Origin of the sequence: Devosia sp. (genome assembly GCF_014860165.1) — a bacterium.
Lineage (GTDB): Bacteria > Pseudomonadota > Alphaproteobacteria > Rhizobiales > Devosiaceae > Devosia.
Genome location: NZ_JACZKG010000017.1, coordinates 60399 through 75715, shown reverse-complemented (window position 1 = coordinate 75715; position 15317 = coordinate 60399). Strand labels below are relative to the sequence as shown.

Genomic DNA, 15317 nt, shown 5'->3' with positions numbered 1-15317 from the left:
CGGGAAGTCAAATTCGTGGCCTGAAGCGAGCGACCTGAACGCATGTCGATCAAAGCCGCCGTCTATCACCTGACGCACTACAAGTATGATCGTCCGGTTGTCCTCCAGCCCCAGATCATCCGGCTGCAACCGGCGCCGCATTCCAAGACCAAGGTGCTGAGCTATTCGCTCAAGGTTTCGCCGTCGCTGCACTTCGTCAATGTGCAGCAGGACCCATATGGCAATTTCCTGACGCGCTTCGTCTTTCCCGAGCCAGTGACCGAACTCAAGATCGAGGTCGATCTCGTCGCCGACATGACGGTCTATAATCCCTTCGACTTCTTCGTCGAGGAGAGCGCCGAGACCTGGCCGTTCCAATATCCCGAAGACATCCGCGCCGATCTCTCCATCTACATGCAGCCCGAGCCCGTTGGGCCGCTGCTGCAGAAATTCCTCGACGGCATCGACAAGACGCCGATGAATACGGTGAATTTCGTCACCGCCATCAACGCCTCCATCCAGCAGCACATCGCCTATATCGTGCGCATGGAAACCGGCGTCTGGACGCCCGAGGAAACCCTGGGCAATGCCAAGGGCAGCTGCCGCGATTCCAGCTGGCTGCTGGTCCAGACCCTGCGCAATCTCGGCTTTGCCGCGCGCTTCGTCTCCGGCTATCTCATTCAGCTTAAACCAGATTTGGTGTCGCTGGACGGCCCTGCCGGCACCGATCATGATTTCACCGACCTGCACGCCTGGTGCGAAGTCTATCTCCCCGGCGCCGGCTGGGTCGGCCTCGACCCCACCTCGGGCCTCCTCACTGGCGAAAGCCACGTGCCGCTGGCGGCGACGCCCCATTACCGCAATGCCGCGCCGATCTCGGGCTTTGCCTCCTATGCCGAGGTCGATTTCGCCTTCGACATGCGCGTCACCCGCGTCGCCGAGCATCCGCGCATCACCAAGCCCTTCTCCGACCAGAGCTGGGACGAACTCAACGCCTTGGGCAAGCAGGTCGACAAGGTCCTGGTGGGCAACGATGTTCGCCTCACCATGGGCGGCGAGCCGACCTTTGTTTCCATTGATGATTTCGAGGCCGACGAGTGGAATACCGGCGCCGTCGGCCCAACCAAACGCGCTTTGGCCGATGACCTGATCCGCCGCCTGCGCGAGCGTTTTGCGCCCAATGGCATGCTGCATTATGGCCAGGGCAAGTGGTATCCCGGTGAAACCCTGCCACGCTGGACCTTCTCGCTTTATTGGCGCCTCGACGGCAAGCCGGTCTGGAGCGACGAGAAGCTGATCGCCCGTGAAGGCGTCAAGACCTCGGCAACCCACGAGCATGCCCGCAGATTTCTTGAGGTTTTCTCGCACAAGCTTGGCCTCACCGGCGAAACCATCGCCGAAGCCTATGAAGACCCGGGCGAATGGCTGCTCAAGGAGGCCAACCTTCCCGCCAATGTCGATCCGGCCAATTCCGAACTGGCCGATCCCGAAGCCCGCTCGCGTATCGCCAAGGTGTTCGAGCGCGGCCTGACCAATCCCACCGGCTATGTGCTCCCGGTGCAGCGCTGGAACGCTGCGGCGTCGAGCCCCTGGCTCACCGAAAAGTGGAAGACCCGCCGCGGCAAGCTGTTCCTGGCCCCCGGCGACAGCCCGGCCGGCTATCGCCTGCCGCTGAGTTCGCTCAAGCACCTCAAGGCCACCGAATACCCCCATGTCGTGGCCCAGGACCCCGGCGCCCCGCGCGGCCCCCTGCCCGACCCGGTCGAAATCCTCGCCCGCCAGAAGACCGGCCTCGAAGCCGATCCACGTGCCCAGGCCACCACCGACTTCACCGCCGCGACCGAGCAACAGGACATTACCGAGCAGGTCATCAGCGAGATCGAGGGCCAGGTACGCACGGCCGTCACCGCCGAAATCCGTGACCACAGGCTCTGCGTCTTCCTGCCGCCCGTCGAGAAGCTGGAGGATTACCTCGAACTCGTCGCCGCCACCGAAGCGGCCGCCAAAGAGATCGGCCAGCCGGTGCATCTGGAGGGCTATGGCCCGCCGCACGATCCGCGCCTCAACGTCATCCGCGTGGCCCCCGATCCTGGCGTCATCGAGGTCAATATCCACCCCGCTTCCAGCTGGGACGATTGCGTCGCCACCACCACGGCCATCTATGAGGAGGCCCGCCTCTCCCGCCTGGGCGCCGACAAGTTCATGATCGACGGCCGCCATACCGGCACGGGCGGCGGCAACCATGTGGTGGTCGGCGGCGCCACGCCAGGCGACAGCCCCTTCCTGCGCCGGCCCGACCTGCTCAAGTCGCTGGTGCTGCATTGGCAGCGCCACCCGGCGATGAGCTACCTGTTCTCGGGCCTGTTCATTGGCCCCACCAGCCAGGCGCCGCGCTTCGACGAGGCGCGCCACGACAGCCTCTACGAACTCGAAATCGCCATGGCGCAGGTGCCCCATCCCGCTTCGGGCGAACCACCGCCGCTGCCCTGGCTAGTCGACCGCCTGTTCCGCAACCTCCTGGTCGACGTCACCGGAAATACTCACCGCTCGGAAATCTGCATCGACAAGCTCTATTCGCCCGATGGCCCCACCGGCCGGCTTGGCCTCGTCGAATTCCGCGGCTTCGAGATGCCGCCCAATGCCCGCATGTCGCTGGCCCAGCAGGTACTGATCCGCGCCCTCATTGCCCGTTACTGGACTAACCCTGCCGATGGCAGCTTTGCCCGCTGGGGCACCACGTTGCATGACCGCTTCATGCTGCCCCATTATGTCTGGCAGGACTTCCTCGATGTCCTTGCCGACCTCGATCGCCACGGCTTCAAGCTCGATCCGGCCTGGTTCGCCGCCCAGCTCGAATTCCGCTTCCCCTTCTGCGGCGAGGTCGAATACGAGGGCGTCCACCTCGAACTGCGCCAGGCGCTTGAACCCTGGCATGTCATGGGCGAACAGGGCGCCATCGGCGGCACGGTCCGCTTTGTCGACTCTTCGGTCGAGCGCCTGCAGGTCAAGCTCGAAGGCATCAATCCCGAGCGCTATGCCGTCACCTGCAACCAGCGCCCCGTGCCCCTGCGCACCACCGACCAGGCGGGCACGGCCGTTGCCGGCGTCCGCTACAAGGCCTGGCAACCCGCATCGGGCCTGCACCCTGTCCTGCCAGTCAATACGCCGCTGGTCTTTGACATCTACGACACCTGGACCCAGCGCCCGGTTGGGGGCTGCGTCTATCATGTCGCCCATCCCGGCGGCCGCAGCTATGACACCTTCCCGGTCAATGGCAACGAGGCCGAAGCCCGGCGTCTCGCTCGCTTCCTGCCGCAGCATTACACGGCCGGCGGCTATGCCCTGCGCCCGGAAAAGCCTGCGGACGAATTCCCGCTGACGCTTGACCTGCGCCGCCCGCCGCGCTTCTGGTAGCCGATGACCTCGCGGAATCAAAAGACTCGGGACAAACCACCGGCGGGACCCAGCATCATCGCTGATTACCGCCTGCAGCCGGGCGTCCCCGACGAAATGATCGACCCTGATGGTAACATCCGTCCCGGCTGGGCAGAGCTCATGTCTGCCTTCGACCGGCTGGGGCCTGTCGAGCTGGCCGCCCGCTTCGAGCGTGCCGATCAATATCTGCGCGATGCCGGGGTGTTCTACCGCAAGTATGACGGCGCCGAGGGCAAGGAGCGTGATTGGCCGCTAGCCCATGTGCCGCTGCTGATCGGCGAGGCCGACTGGTCGCGCATCAGCGCCGGCCTCATCCAACGCGCCGAACTGCTCGAAACCGTCGTCGCCGACGTCTATGGCGACAACCGCCTGGTGCAGCAGGGCCTGCTGCCACCCGAGCTGGTCGCGCGCAATGGCGAATTTCTCCGCCCGATGGTGGGCGTCAAGCCCGTCAGCGGCCATCACCTGCATTTCTGCGCCTTCGAGCTTGGCCGCGGCCCCGATGGGGCCTGGTGGGTGCTGGGCGACCGGGCCCAGGCGCCGTCCGGCGCGGGCTTCGCGCTGGAAAACCGTGTCGCCACCACCCGCGCGCTCTCCGACATCTATGCGGAAATGAACGTCCACCGCCTGGCCGGCTTCTTCCGCAGCTTCCGCGACACCCTGTTCGCCGATGCCCGGCGCGACGGCGGCCGCGTCGGCATTCTCACGCCGGGTCAGCTCAACGAGACCTATTTCGAACACGCCTATATCGCCCGCTATCTCGGCCTGATGCTGCTCGAAGGCGAGGACCTGATCGTCGAGGATGGCAAGGTGATGGTGCGCACCGTCGCCGGCCCCAAGCCGGTGAGCGTGCTCTGGCGCCGCGTCGATGCCAGCTTCGTCGATCCGCTCGAACTGCGCTACGATAGCCGCATCGGCACGCCCGGCATGGTGGAAGCCCTGCGCAACGGCTCGATCTCGATGATCAATGCGCTCGGCACCGGCCTGCTCGAAACCCGGGCACTGGCCGCCTTCATGCCCCGCTTGTCCAAGAAACTGCTCGGCCAGGACCTGCTGCTGCCCGAAATCGCCACCTGGTGGTGCGGCCAGCCCAAGGAGCAGCGGCATGTCATCGACAATTTCGACAATCTGCTGATCGGGCCGGCCTTCGCCACCACCCTGCCGTTTGACGACCTGCGCGGCACGGCCCTCGGCTCCACCATCCCGCCAGAGCAGAAAGCCGCCCTGATCGAGCGCATCCGCGCCAATGGCGCCGACTATGTCGGGCAGGAGCCGGTGCAGCTCTCGACCGCGCCCGTTTATGCCGATGGCCGGCTGCAGCCCCGCCCGATCACCCTGCGCGTCTATGCCGCCCGCACGGCCGACGGCTGGACCATCATGCCCGGCGGCTTCGCCCGCGTTGGCTCGACGCTCGATGCTTCGGCCATCGCCATGCAGCGCGGCGGCCAGGCGGCCGACGTCTGGGTGCTGTCGTCCAAGCCGGTCGAGCGCGTGTCGCTGCTGCCGCAGGATGGCCAGAAGCTCGTACGCAACTCGCCCGGCAGCCTGCCCAGCCGGGCCGCCGACAACCTCATCTGGCTGGGCCGCTATGCCGAGCGCTGCGAAGCCACCGTGCGTATCCTGCGCGCCTACAATGCGCGCCTCGCCGAGCTCAGCAAGGCCGATCTGCCGATCCTGACCCACTGCGCCACCTTCCTCGACAGTATCGATGTCGATGCTGCCGAGGCCATGCCCCAGGGCCTGCTCGCCTCCATCGACAGCGCCGTCCACAGTGCCGGCCAGATCCGCGACCGCTTCTCCCCCGATGGTTGGCTGGCGCTCAACGATCTGCAAAAGACGGCCCAGCGCTTCGCCACCCGCATCAAGCCGGGCGACGACGCCACCCGCGCCATGACGGTGCTGCTGCGCAAGCTGGCGGGCTTTTCCGGCCTTGTGCATGAAAACATGTATCGCTTCGCCGGCTGGCGCTTCCTCGAACTGGGCCGCCGCCTCGAACGCGCCATCCAGATTGCCCGCATCGTCAGCCATCTCACCGACAGGAATGCGCCCGACGGCTCGCTCGAAATGCTGCTCGAGATCGCCGACAGCGTCATGTCCCACCGCCGGCGCTATTCGGTGAGCGCCGGTACGCAGAGCGCGGTCGACCTGCTGGCCCTCGACCCGCTCAATCCGCGCTCGGTCATTTTCCAGCTCATCGAATTGCGCGCCCAGATCGAAATGCTGCCAGGTGGCGTCGAAGACGGCCAGCTGTCGGCCTCGGCCAAGGCGGCCTTGCAGATCGAGACCGAGCTGCGCGTCGCAAACCCGGCCGACATGACACCGGCCCGTCTCGACAAGCTGGCGGCCGATATCGGCATCCTGGCCGGTCTCGTCGCCGCGGCCTATTTTGTTTAGGAAACCCGCGGTGTCGGCAACAGCCCTGAGATTTCGGTAATGCTCTACGATATTCGGCTGGAACTGCATTACGACTATGACGCCACCGTCCATGGCGGCCGCCACCTCATCCGTGTGGCCCCGACCACCATTACCGGCGTCCAGCGCGTCATCGCTGCGGGGCTGTCGTTCGAGCCGCGTCCCCAGCGCGAGAGCACCTTCACCGATTTCTTCGGCAACTCGGTGACGACGCTCACCTACCTCACCCCACACGATCACCTCGCCATTCGCCTGACCGCCCGGGTGCAGGTGGAAGACCTGCACCCGCCGGCCGATCTCTCCCCGTCGCGCCAGGGCCTGCGGCAGGAAATCGCGCGCTACTGGTCGGTCGCGTCGGACAGCCCCCAGCATTTCCTGGCCGCCTCGCCGCGGGTGCAACTGGTCCCCGCCATCACCGAATATGCCGAGCGGGTCACGGCCGATGCCCCCTCAGTCATGGCTGCGGCCAACGGCCTGTGCATGGCCATTCACCGCGACTTCATCTACGACCCCAAGGCAACAGACGTCCAAACCAACCCCGCCGAGGCCTTCGCCTTGCGCAAGGGCGTCTGCCAGGACTTCGCCCATATCATGATATCGGGCCTGCGCGGCCTCGGCATTCCGGCCGGCTATGTCTCGGGCTTCCTGCGCACCAATCCGCCAAAGGGCAAGCCCAGGCTCGAGGGTGCCGACGCCATGCATGCCTGGGTCCGCGCCTGGTGCGGTCAGCATATCGGCTGGGTCGAATTCGACCCCACCAACGCCATGATTGCCGGCCCCGATCATATCTCCATCGGTCATGGCCGTGACTATGCAGATATCTCGCCCATTGTCGGCGTGCTCAAGACCCATGGCTCGCATGAGACCAGGCAATCGGTGGACGTGCTGCGGGTCGAATAGCGTTTCAATTGTTTCAATTGTCGCCACGGAACCAAAGCCGATGCCGCCCCGTTCATTGGGCAGGCGCGATGATGCGCATTGCTTGAGGCGGAGGCCGGCATGACCCACATGGAAATCAAGGCACTTGAGAACGCCGGACGCACCTCGATGGTGTGGACCGAAGGCTATGATGGGCAAACCCACTATGCCGACGTCTTCAAAGCCCTGGCACCTGCGCTGTTCATCTTGATCGCCGCCGCCGCCCTGATGTTGGCAATCCTCTAGGCCGGCACCAAAGCGTCACAAGAACAATAACCAAGGAGACCGACCATGGGTCTGGGAACCATCCTCGTCATCATCCTCATCCTGCTGCTGATTGGCGCACTGCCCAATTGGGGCTATTCGCGTGGCTTCGGCTACTTTCCCTCCGGCATCCTGGGTGTCGTGCTGATCGTCGTCCTCATCCTCGTCCTGATGGGACGGATCTAGCCATCCAGTAACCATAAAAGGCGCGGCCAGTTCTCTGGTTCTCACTCAGTGAGATGCGCCCGCGGGTCGAAAGCTGCCCCCCTTTCACCCGCCCCCTGTCACCCCGATGCACTCATCGTGCATCGGGGTGTCTTCTTTACTGGTTGCGGGAACCTCAGACTTTTCCGTACGTTGAGCATCAACCATCACAGGAGCGTCAAATGGCTGACACACCCGACCTTGCACCCGGCCGCACCACTTCCACACGCGCTGCCGGCAGTTCCCCCGCAGCACGGGCCAGCCGCGCCAGCGCCAAGGTCCGTGAAGCCCAGCTCGAGGACCAGATTTCCCAGCTGCAGAACGACCTCAAGGCGATCGCCGCCACGCTGGCGCGCCTGAGCAATGACAAGGTCAACGAGGTCAAGGCCGTCGCCAAGAGCGAGGCCCATCACCTGCAGCGCCAGGCCGAGCATGTGGTGGAAGACGTGCAGGACCAGGCCAGCGCGCTCGAAAAGCAGCTCAAGGACACGATCCGCGAAAAGCCCCTCACCGCAGTGGCGAGCGCAGTGGGTATCGGCTTCATTCTCGCGCTGCTGTCCCGGCACTAGTCATGCATCTGCTCGTTCCGCTTGCCGCCCTGCTCGGCATCGAGGTCGAAGCGATCACCGAACGGCTCCGCAACACCATCATCCTCAATGCGGTGATGATTGGCATGGGGCTGGTCGGTGTCGTCTTTCTCGTGGTCGCCGGCTTCCTTGCCCTGGCCGAACTCTATGGCGCCATCTATGCTGCGCTGATCTGCGCTGCACTGTTCCTGGTGCTTGCACTGGCCGTCTATCTCGGCTCGCGCATTTCCGAAGGCCGCCATCGCCGCAAAGTGGCCGCCAAGCGCCGGTCCACCGAGACCAGCGCCTTTGTCACCACCGCGGCCCTGACGGCTTTGCCGGCCGTGCTGAAATCGCCGCTCGGCCGGGCTCTCGCCCTGCCGGCCGCGGCTCTCGCCGCTTATCTGCTGGTGCGAAAGACCGGTGACACCAAGGACGACTAGCCCCGGCTAGGCGTCCTCTGCCGGCAGCGGCATCCAGACATGGGCGACCACCCCGTCGGGCTCGAAGTTGAGCGCCACCTCGCTGTCCAGCACCTTTGCCAGGCTCCGCTCGATCAGCCGCGCGCCCAGGCCAAATTCGGCGGGCCTCGATACTTTCGGCCCGCCGCTTTCCCGCCAGGTCAGTGACAGTCCGCGCGTCGGCCTCCGCTTGATTTCCCAGTCTATGCTGACCGTGCCCGCTTCGCTCGACCAGGCGCCATGGTGGTGCGCATTGGTCGTCAACTCATGCAGGATCAGCCCCAGCCCCAGGGCGTGATCGGCCGGCAGCGTCACATCCTCCCCGCGCACCTCAGCCCGGTCGGGGTCGGCGCGGAAGCTGGGTCCAAGCTGGGAAGCGATCACTTCATACAGTTGCACCCCGGACCAGTCGCGATCTGCCAGCAGCACATGCGCATCCGAAATCGTGCGGAGGCGACCCGAAAAGGCCTCGATGAAGTCCTTGGGATCGGGGTTCTGGCGAATGGTCTGCCGCGCCACCGACTGGATCATGGCCAGCGTATTCTTCACCCGATGATTGAGCTCGCGCAGCAGCAGACGCGTGTGATCGGCGCTCTGCTTGCTCTCGGTAATGTCGATGCTGACGCCCATCATCACCAGCGGCTTGCCCTCGGCATCGCGCTGATAGACCCGGCCCCGCATGGTGAGCCAGCGGCCCGTCGCCGCGATGCGCGCTTCGGCGCTATAGTCCATTCCACCGCGGAAGCTGGCCTCGATGCCCGATTCGACCATCTGCCGGTCCAGGGGGTGGGTTGCATCAAGCACATCCTGGGCGCGTATGGTCTCGCCCTCGGCCAGTCCATACATCCGCCGGAACATGTCATTGCAGGCGACTTCGCCCGTCCGCACGTCCCAGACCCAGCTCCCGACCTTGCCGGCCTCCAGGGTCAGCGCGTGGCGCCATTCCTCCCTGACCAGGGCGGCCGCAGTGCGCGCCCGCACCCGCGCTTCGTCCTTGAGGGAGAACAGGGTCGATGTCAGGCCGGCCAGGTTGACCAGCTGCTCGACCAGCCCCGGTTCCAGCGCCGACCGCGGCTGCGTGCCGATGACACAGAGCGAGCCCACCTTCTGGCCGCCCACGACAATCGCCGCGCCGGCATAGAAGCGAATCCCCGGCCATCCGGTCACCAGCGGATTGTGCTTGAAACGGTCGTCCCTGGTGGCGTCGAGCACCACCAGCGTGTCCTCATCATGCGGCAGGGCGATGGCATGCGCGCAAAACGAGGTTTCGGTCAGCGCCTCGGTCATATTGTCGATGCCGAAGCACGCACGAAACCACTGCCGCTCCTTGTCGATGAGCGTCACCAGCGCAATGTCGGCCTTGAATGTAAAGGCAGCGGTCCGGCTCAACCGCTCGAAATCGGCGTCGGGACTGCTATCGAGCACGTCCAGCGCCGCCAGCGCGTGCAAGCGCACTGGATCATCCACGACCCGCCGAACCTCGTCCGGAAGGTGGGCCCCTTTGTCTTTCACGTTCCGTCCTGACGCTAACCCAATATAACCTGCAACAGCCAAAGCTCCCCGGCTAATCACTCGCAACGCCGCGGGAACGGGTTGGTTCCAGATTTTCTATGTGCCCCTGCGGCAGAAGTGCAGGCTTCGGCCTCAGCACCTTGAGCGCCCCCGGATGGATCTTGAGTGTCACCGAGCGATCCAGCTTGATCAGTTCGCCGTCGATCACGGCATGCGCTCCACGTTTGCGCCTGGGAAAGCGCAGGGTCACCTCGGTGACCTCCTTCTCGGTAACGGCCGGACTGGCCCGCCAGGTCCCCATGAACACATCGGCCACCAGCTTCAGCAGGGCCGATGTCGAGAGCGACGCTGCGACATAGACCCCCAGCATACCCCCATCGAGCCGTTCGGCATGGATCTGCCCTTCGCCGAGCGGATTGTTGGACACCGCAATCCCCGACACCCGCCTGGTCTCAATACCCGTGCCAGTGTGGAATTCGGCGTCGAACTGTGGCGGATTGATCGCCGCGGCGCCAATTGCCCTCAGGCTTGCCAGCATCTTGCCGACACGACTGCCATAGGTCATATGCTCACGAATGCGTACCAGGCGAGCATGGACGCCCACGCCGAACTGATGCACGAAGGGACGTCCGTTGGCCGTCGCAATGTCCACCGCGCCGATCTCGCCGGCCGCGATGGCCTCGAGGGCTTCGTCGAGCACCAGCGGCACCTTGAGGGCCCGCGCAAACAGGTTCATCGTCCCCACCGGCAGCACAGCCAGCGGTATGCCGGTTTCGTAGGCAATCCCCGCAGCGGTCGAAATGGTGCCATCGCCGCCCCCTGCCAGGACGGCATCGACCCCGCTGGTGGTCGCTGCCTTGCGGATCGCTGCATTCACCTCGTGACCCGGGACGATCCGGCAGTCGAGTTCATGTCCGTGCCGGGCAAAGATCGCTATGGCAGTGGCACAGAACGCCTCCAGATCCATGGTCCGCAGCGTCCCGCCATCGCGGTTGAGAACGGCAATAATGCGCAAGAAGCGGTCTCCTGGTCAGTGCCCTTCGGGCGAGCGTGCGCCCTCAATGCCGGGCAGCGACACGCTGACGCTCAGGCCGCCGCCCGACCGCCGTTCATAATGCGGTTCGCCACCAAACTGGGTTGCCAATTGCCTGACGATGACCGATCCCAGCCCGCCCTCGCCGGGCAGGTGTTCGCCTGATATGCCCACGCCATCGTCCAGCACCCGCAGCGTGGGCACGCCGGCCTCGTCGCGCTTGAGCGTCACGGTGATCGTGCCGTTACGTCCGCCCGGAAAGGCATGCTTGACCGCATTGGTCACCAGTTCTCCCACGAGAATTCCCAGCGTCGTTGCATCGCGTGCACCAACGACGATGGGGTCGAAATCCCCCGCTAGCCGGATGTTTTTCGAGTCGCCGGCCGTGGCCGCGATATCTTCCAGCACGGCGTCGAGGAACTCGTCGGCGCTGGCGGTTTCGAAATCGCCGCCCAGGCGCAACCGGCGATGTGCCGAGGCGATGGCATGCACGCGCGACCGTGCCGCTTCCAGCGCCGCGCGCACCTCGTCCGATTTGCTGCGCAGCAGTTGCAGGCCGAGCAGTGACGATACGGTTGCCAGCGAATTGCCGATGCGGTGATTGGCGTCCTGCAACAGCGCCTCCACCCGCTGCCGCTCCCGCTCGGCATGCTCGCGCGCCTCCTGCAGGGCATGGGTCCGATCCAGCACATGGGCTTCGAGGACCTCGTTTTCGGTCAACAGGCGATCCTTGCTCTCCGCCAGGGCGCTGACTTGCCGCTGCGTCCGGGAAATCAGCATATAGGCCAGCAGCACCGCGCCGGCCAATGCGGTGATGATGGCGCCAACCAGCAGGCGTCGCGACTGGTCGATCTCCCGGTTGCGGTCGAACAGCTTCTGGTTCTCTTCACCAATGAACTGCTCCAGTGCCAGCCGCAGATTGTCCATCAGCCGCTCGCCCATCCCCGTCTCGATGAGGACCCGAGCCTCGGCGCCGCGCTGCTCCTGCACCAAGGCGACCGTCCGAGCCATTTCAGCCGTCTTGGTGACAATCTCGCTGGAAATGCTGCGCACCCGCGCCGCCTGTTCGGCGTCGCCGCTGGTGAGAGCGGTCAGCGACAGCAGCCGCATCTCGATCGCCGCCGCGGCGCCCTGATAGGGTTCGAGATAGCTCTGATCCTGCGTCAGCAGGTAGCCCCGCTGTGCACTCTCGGCCTCGCTGAGCGCGATAGTGAGCTCCCGCGCATGGTTGCGCACCTCATGCGTGTGAATCACGTCGCTGATCTGCCGGTCGATGCCCCGCACCAGCACCAGGGCGGCCACGGCCGCCAGCATCACCAGTGCCAGCGACACAAAAACGACCAGTCGCTGGCCAAGGTGACGCTTCACTACCGTTCCCTGCTCCTGGTTGCCCAATCCGCTCGCAATGCCCACCATATTCATTCGGATAATACCAGCGGCGCGGGGCAGATCGATTGCCGCACCCCCATGACCCAGGGCGATGGCGGATTTGAGGCTGCTGGGCGGATCATATGAGGGGCCGTCGGCGCGCGGGCAGCCCGTCCCAGCCGGCCACCGCCATCAACCCGGGCACGTCGAGAATTTCGCAGGACCGGTCGAGCCAGCGGATCAGCGCCTGGTCGGCCAGCTTGCGCAGTGTCTTGTTGGTGTGAACGATGGAAAGCCCCAGCGTATCGGCAACATGCATCTGGGTGATAGGCACATAAAGGCTGCGCGATCCGGCCAAGCCAACCGAGGCAGCCCTTTGATAGAGGAACGCGATCAGGTACGCCGCCCGTTCGATGGCGGTACGCCGGCCCAGGCTCAGCAGGTGATCGTCGAGCATGCGTTCTTCCTGCGCGGCAAGCCAGGTGATGTCGAAGCCGAGCCCCGGATGATTGCGGAATAATTCACTGAGCCGATTGCGTTGAAACACGCATAGCACGAGGGGCGACAGGGCCTCCACCGAATGCTGCATCTCGCCGATGACCGATCCCTGCAGGCCCACAAGGTCCCCGGGCAACATATAGTTGAGGATCTGCCGGCGCCCGTCCGGCAGCGTCTTGTACCGGAAGGCCCAGCCTGAGAGCACGGTATAAAGATGAGCGCTATGGCTCCCCTCCGACAGCAGCGTCGTGCCCGCCTCCGCGACCAGTTCGCCGGTCTTGAACGAGGAAACGAAACTCAACTCCTGCGCCTCGAATTCTCGAAAGCTGGGCAGGGCACGGAGCGGACACTGCTCGCAGGGCACCCTGCGTCCGGAACTGGGGAGAACGAGACTCAAACGGCACCATTGACGCTGGATGGATGTCTGCATCCAACGCGACGGAGCCGCCTGCCGTTCCCGGACATGTCAAACTTAAATGACAGCTGCGCGCGCGCTGGCTCACTGAAAAGTTCCAGAGGACGGAACCAGACATGCTCAACGGCCAGACGGCCCTCGTGGTCGAGGAAGAATTCCTGATCGCGCTCGATATCCAGCGCATGCTCGAAGCGCTCGGCGTCGGCAAAACACTGTTTGCCGGCACGGCTGCGGAGGCGCAGACCCTGCAGACCTATTGGCCCGAGATCGGCATTGCCGTCGTCGAGATTCGCAGTCGCGATGCCGCAGCACTGCAACTGGTGGACCAGCTCCGGAAGGCCAGCGTACCCACTGTCCTCACCACAGCCGACGTGACCGTGGGTCATGGACCCGGTGCTTTTCCGGACCTCACTGTCCTCCCCAAGCCGATACCGGAGGATGCGATGGCCAGCGCCGTTCGACAGGCGCTGGCCGCTCGCCGCTAGAACGAATGATTGCTGGTGGTGACCTGGGCCGAGACCGCGTCCGGGCCGTAATCGGCTTCGCCTGTTATCTTGAGGATGTCCTGCAGCCGCGTTCGCGCACGGCTCACCCGGCTCTTCATCGTGCCAACCGCGCAATCGCAGATCTCCGCGGCTTCCTCATAAGAAAAGCCGGAAGCGCCGATCAGGATCACCGCTTCGCGCTGGTCATCCGGCAACTGCGCCAGGGCCTTCTTGAAATCCTGCATGTCCATCGAGCCATACTGGGCCGGATGGACCGAAAGGCGCTCGGTAAAGGCACCGTCGCTGTCCTGCACCTCGCGGCCGCGCTTGCGCATCTGGCTGTAGAACTCGTTGCGCAGGATGGTGAAGAGCCAGGCCTTGATATTGGTGCCCATCTCGAAGCTGGACTGTTTTGCCCAGGCCTTCATCACTGTATCCTGCACGAGATCATCCGCCTTGTCGTGCTTGCCTGTCAGCGACACGGCAAAGGCGCGCAGGCTCGGCAAGGTTGCCAGCATTTCGCGCTTGAATGAAGTCGGTTCAGCGGCCACCGCGCTATTCTCCGTCACGAGCAGCATTCTTAGTCCGCTGCGCCTGTTCGGCACTATCGAGCCGTTCGAGCAGATCGAGCAGTTGGTCAGGAACCCCCTCTTCCTGCACTGCTCCATAGAGGGCGCGCAGCCGTGCACCGATGTCCGTATTGGGACCCAGCCCATCTTCTGCCCGCCCCGCCTGCGTCCGCATACGTTGCTGGGTCACCAGTTTTTCCTTCATCATGCCGTGTCTAGACCGTCAGATATGGTTGAAATTGCCCGCGTTTGGCCAACAATGCATCATGGCAAAAAAAGTTCCGGGCGGCTCGGAACTTTGTTCGGGGAAGTCACGTTTTCTGGTTTCGTGTCAACCACGAGCCGTAAGCGTCACTGGGAGTTCACTTAATGACTTTGTCCACGCGGATTGCTCCGCACCTGCCGTATCTGCGGCGGTTTTCCCGTGCTGTAACCGGGTCGCAAACCTCAGGCGATGCCTATGTTGCGGCGACCCTTGAAGCTCTCATCGCCGATATCTCGCTGTTCCCCGAGGCGTCCAACGATCGCATAGCGCTCTACAAGCTGTTTTCGGCGCTGTTCTCGACATCGGCGGTGAACGTGCCCCACCCCACCTCCACCTTTGCGTGGGAGAAGCGCGCGGCCACCAACCTTGCCAACCTGGCGCCACGTCCACGACAGGCTTTCCTGCTGGTCGCCGTGGAAGGCTTCACCCATGGACAGGCTGCCGAAATTCTCTCCGTCTCCGAGGCCGAGTTCAACTCGCTGCTCGAGGAAGCCTCGATCGAAATTTCCCGCCAGGTCGCCACCGAAATCATGATCATCGAGGATGAGCCCTTGATCGCCATGGATATCGAGCAGCTCGTCGAGAGCCTCGGCCACAAGGTGGTGAGCGTCGCGCGCACGCATAAGGAAGCGGTCAACCTGTTTGCCCAGACCCAGCCGCGCATGATCCTGGCCGATATCCAGCTCGCCGATGGCAGTTCGGGTATCGACGCGGTCAACGATATCCTCAACAGCCATTCCGTGCCGGTGATCTTCATCACCGCCTTCCCGGAACGCCTTTTGACCGGCGAACGGCCAGAGCCGACCTTCCTCGTCACCAAGCCGTTCAATCCCGACATGGTGAAGGCGCTGATCAGCCAGGCGCTGTTCTTTGACGAAGGCTCGCGTGCTGCGGCCTGACGGCTCTCCGCTCGACCAACAAGGCCGGGAACAC

The 15317-nt window shown here is 64.3% G+C and carries 15 protein-coding genes; 9 read left to right on the top strand and 6 right to left on the bottom strand.

Annotated features, from left to right (window positions below; all coding sequences use genetic code 11):
* The first annotated feature begins 42 nt into the window (after nucleotides 1-42).
* The 7 genes from IH615_RS04725 (at nucleotide 43) to IH615_RS04695 (ending at nucleotide 8221) form a co-directional block, all read left to right on the top strand.
* Nucleotides 43-3393 carry a transglutaminase family protein gene (locus IH615_RS04725; RefSeq protein WP_291360231.1) on the top strand — a complete coding sequence of 1117 codons (3351 nt, stop codon included), beginning with the start codon at nucleotides 43-45 and terminating at the stop codon, nucleotides 3391-3393.
* Nucleotides 3394-3396: 3 nt separating this feature from the next.
* On the top strand, nucleotides 3397-5808 hold the full coding sequence (locus IH615_RS04720) for a circularly permuted type 2 ATP-grasp protein (protein WP_291360230.1): 2412 nt from the start codon (nucleotides 3397-3399) through the stop codon (nucleotides 5806-5808).
* 39 nt (nucleotides 5809-5847) lie between these two features.
* Nucleotides 5848-6726, top strand: coding sequence for a transglutaminase family protein (locus tag IH615_RS04715; RefSeq protein ID WP_291360228.1), 879 nt, complete (start codon nucleotides 5848-5850; stop codon nucleotides 6724-6726).
* A gap of 99 nt (nucleotides 6727-6825) precedes the next feature.
* Entirely contained in the window at nucleotides 6826-6990 is a 165-nt protein-coding gene (locus IH615_RS04710; RefSeq protein WP_291360227.1) for a hypothetical protein, read from the top strand.
* Between the two features lie 45 nt (nucleotides 6991-7035).
* Complete coding sequence (locus IH615_RS04705; protein WP_291360225.1) at nucleotides 7036-7194, top strand: DUF3309 family protein; 159 nt, start codon at nucleotides 7036-7038, stop codon at nucleotides 7192-7194.
* Nucleotides 7195-7394: 200 nt separating this feature from the next.
* Nucleotides 7395-7781, top strand: a complete 387-nt coding sequence (locus tag IH615_RS04700) for a DNA gyrase subunit B (RefSeq protein ID WP_291360223.1) — start codon at nucleotides 7395-7397, stop codon at nucleotides 7779-7781.
* 2 nt (nucleotides 7782-7783) lie between these two features.
* Complete coding sequence (locus tag IH615_RS04695; protein WP_291360222.1) at nucleotides 7784-8221, top strand: hypothetical protein; 438 nt, start codon at nucleotides 7784-7786, stop codon at nucleotides 8219-8221.
* A gap of 6 nt (nucleotides 8222-8227) precedes the next feature.
* On the opposite strand, the gene IH615_RS04690 is transcribed toward IH615_RS04695, so the two are convergent.
* From IH615_RS04690 to IH615_RS04675, 4 genes are all read right to left on the bottom strand, one after another.
* On the bottom strand, nucleotides 8228-9694 hold the full coding sequence (locus tag IH615_RS04690; protein WP_291360221.1) for an HWE histidine kinase domain-containing protein: 1467 nt from the start codon (nucleotides 9692-9694) through the stop codon (nucleotides 8228-8230).
* A gap of 109 nt (nucleotides 9695-9803) precedes the next feature.
* Nucleotides 9804-10766: a diacylglycerol kinase family protein gene (locus tag IH615_RS04685; protein ID WP_291360220.1), complete on the bottom strand. Its 963-nt coding sequence runs from the start codon at nucleotides 10764-10766 to the stop codon at nucleotides 9804-9806.
* Between the two features lie 15 nt (nucleotides 10767-10781).
* The gene (locus IH615_RS04680; protein WP_291360218.1) at nucleotides 10782-12152 is read right to left on the bottom strand and encodes a CHASE3 domain-containing protein; all 1371 of its coding nucleotides are present in this window, start codon (nucleotides 12150-12152) and stop codon (nucleotides 10782-10784) included.
* Between the two features lie 139 nt (nucleotides 12153-12291).
* Nucleotides 12292-13080, bottom strand: a complete 789-nt coding sequence (locus IH615_RS04675; protein ID WP_291360216.1) for a Crp/Fnr family transcriptional regulator — start codon at nucleotides 13078-13080, stop codon at nucleotides 12292-12294.
* Nucleotides 13081-13181: 101 nt separating this feature from the next.
* Here IH615_RS04675 and IH615_RS04670 point away from each other — a divergent pair, with 101 nt between their 5' ends.
* A complete protein-coding gene (locus IH615_RS04670; protein WP_291360214.1) occupies nucleotides 13182-13550 on the top strand; it encodes a hypothetical protein in 369 nt (122 codons plus the stop codon).
* Here the strand turns inward: IH615_RS04670 and IH615_RS04665 are convergent.
* A complete protein-coding gene (locus IH615_RS04665) occupies nucleotides 13547-14128 on the bottom strand; it encodes an RNA polymerase sigma factor (protein WP_291360212.1) in 582 nt (193 codons plus the stop codon). The two genes, IH615_RS04670 and IH615_RS04665, sit on opposite strands and share 4 nt — an antisense overlap.
* Nucleotides 14106-14324: a NepR family anti-sigma factor gene (locus IH615_RS04660; protein WP_291360253.1), complete on the bottom strand. Its 219-nt coding sequence runs from the start codon at nucleotides 14322-14324 to the stop codon at nucleotides 14106-14108. The genes IH615_RS04665 and IH615_RS04660 overlap by 23 nt, the downstream gene beginning before the upstream one ends.
* Before the next feature lie 164 nt (nucleotides 14325-14488).
* Between IH615_RS04660 and IH615_RS04655 the strand changes: the two genes are divergently transcribed.
* Nucleotides 14489-15283, top strand: coding sequence for a response regulator (locus IH615_RS04655; RefSeq protein WP_291360211.1), 795 nt, complete (start codon nucleotides 14489-14491; stop codon nucleotides 15281-15283).
* Nucleotides 15284-15317: the final 34 nt, after the last annotated feature.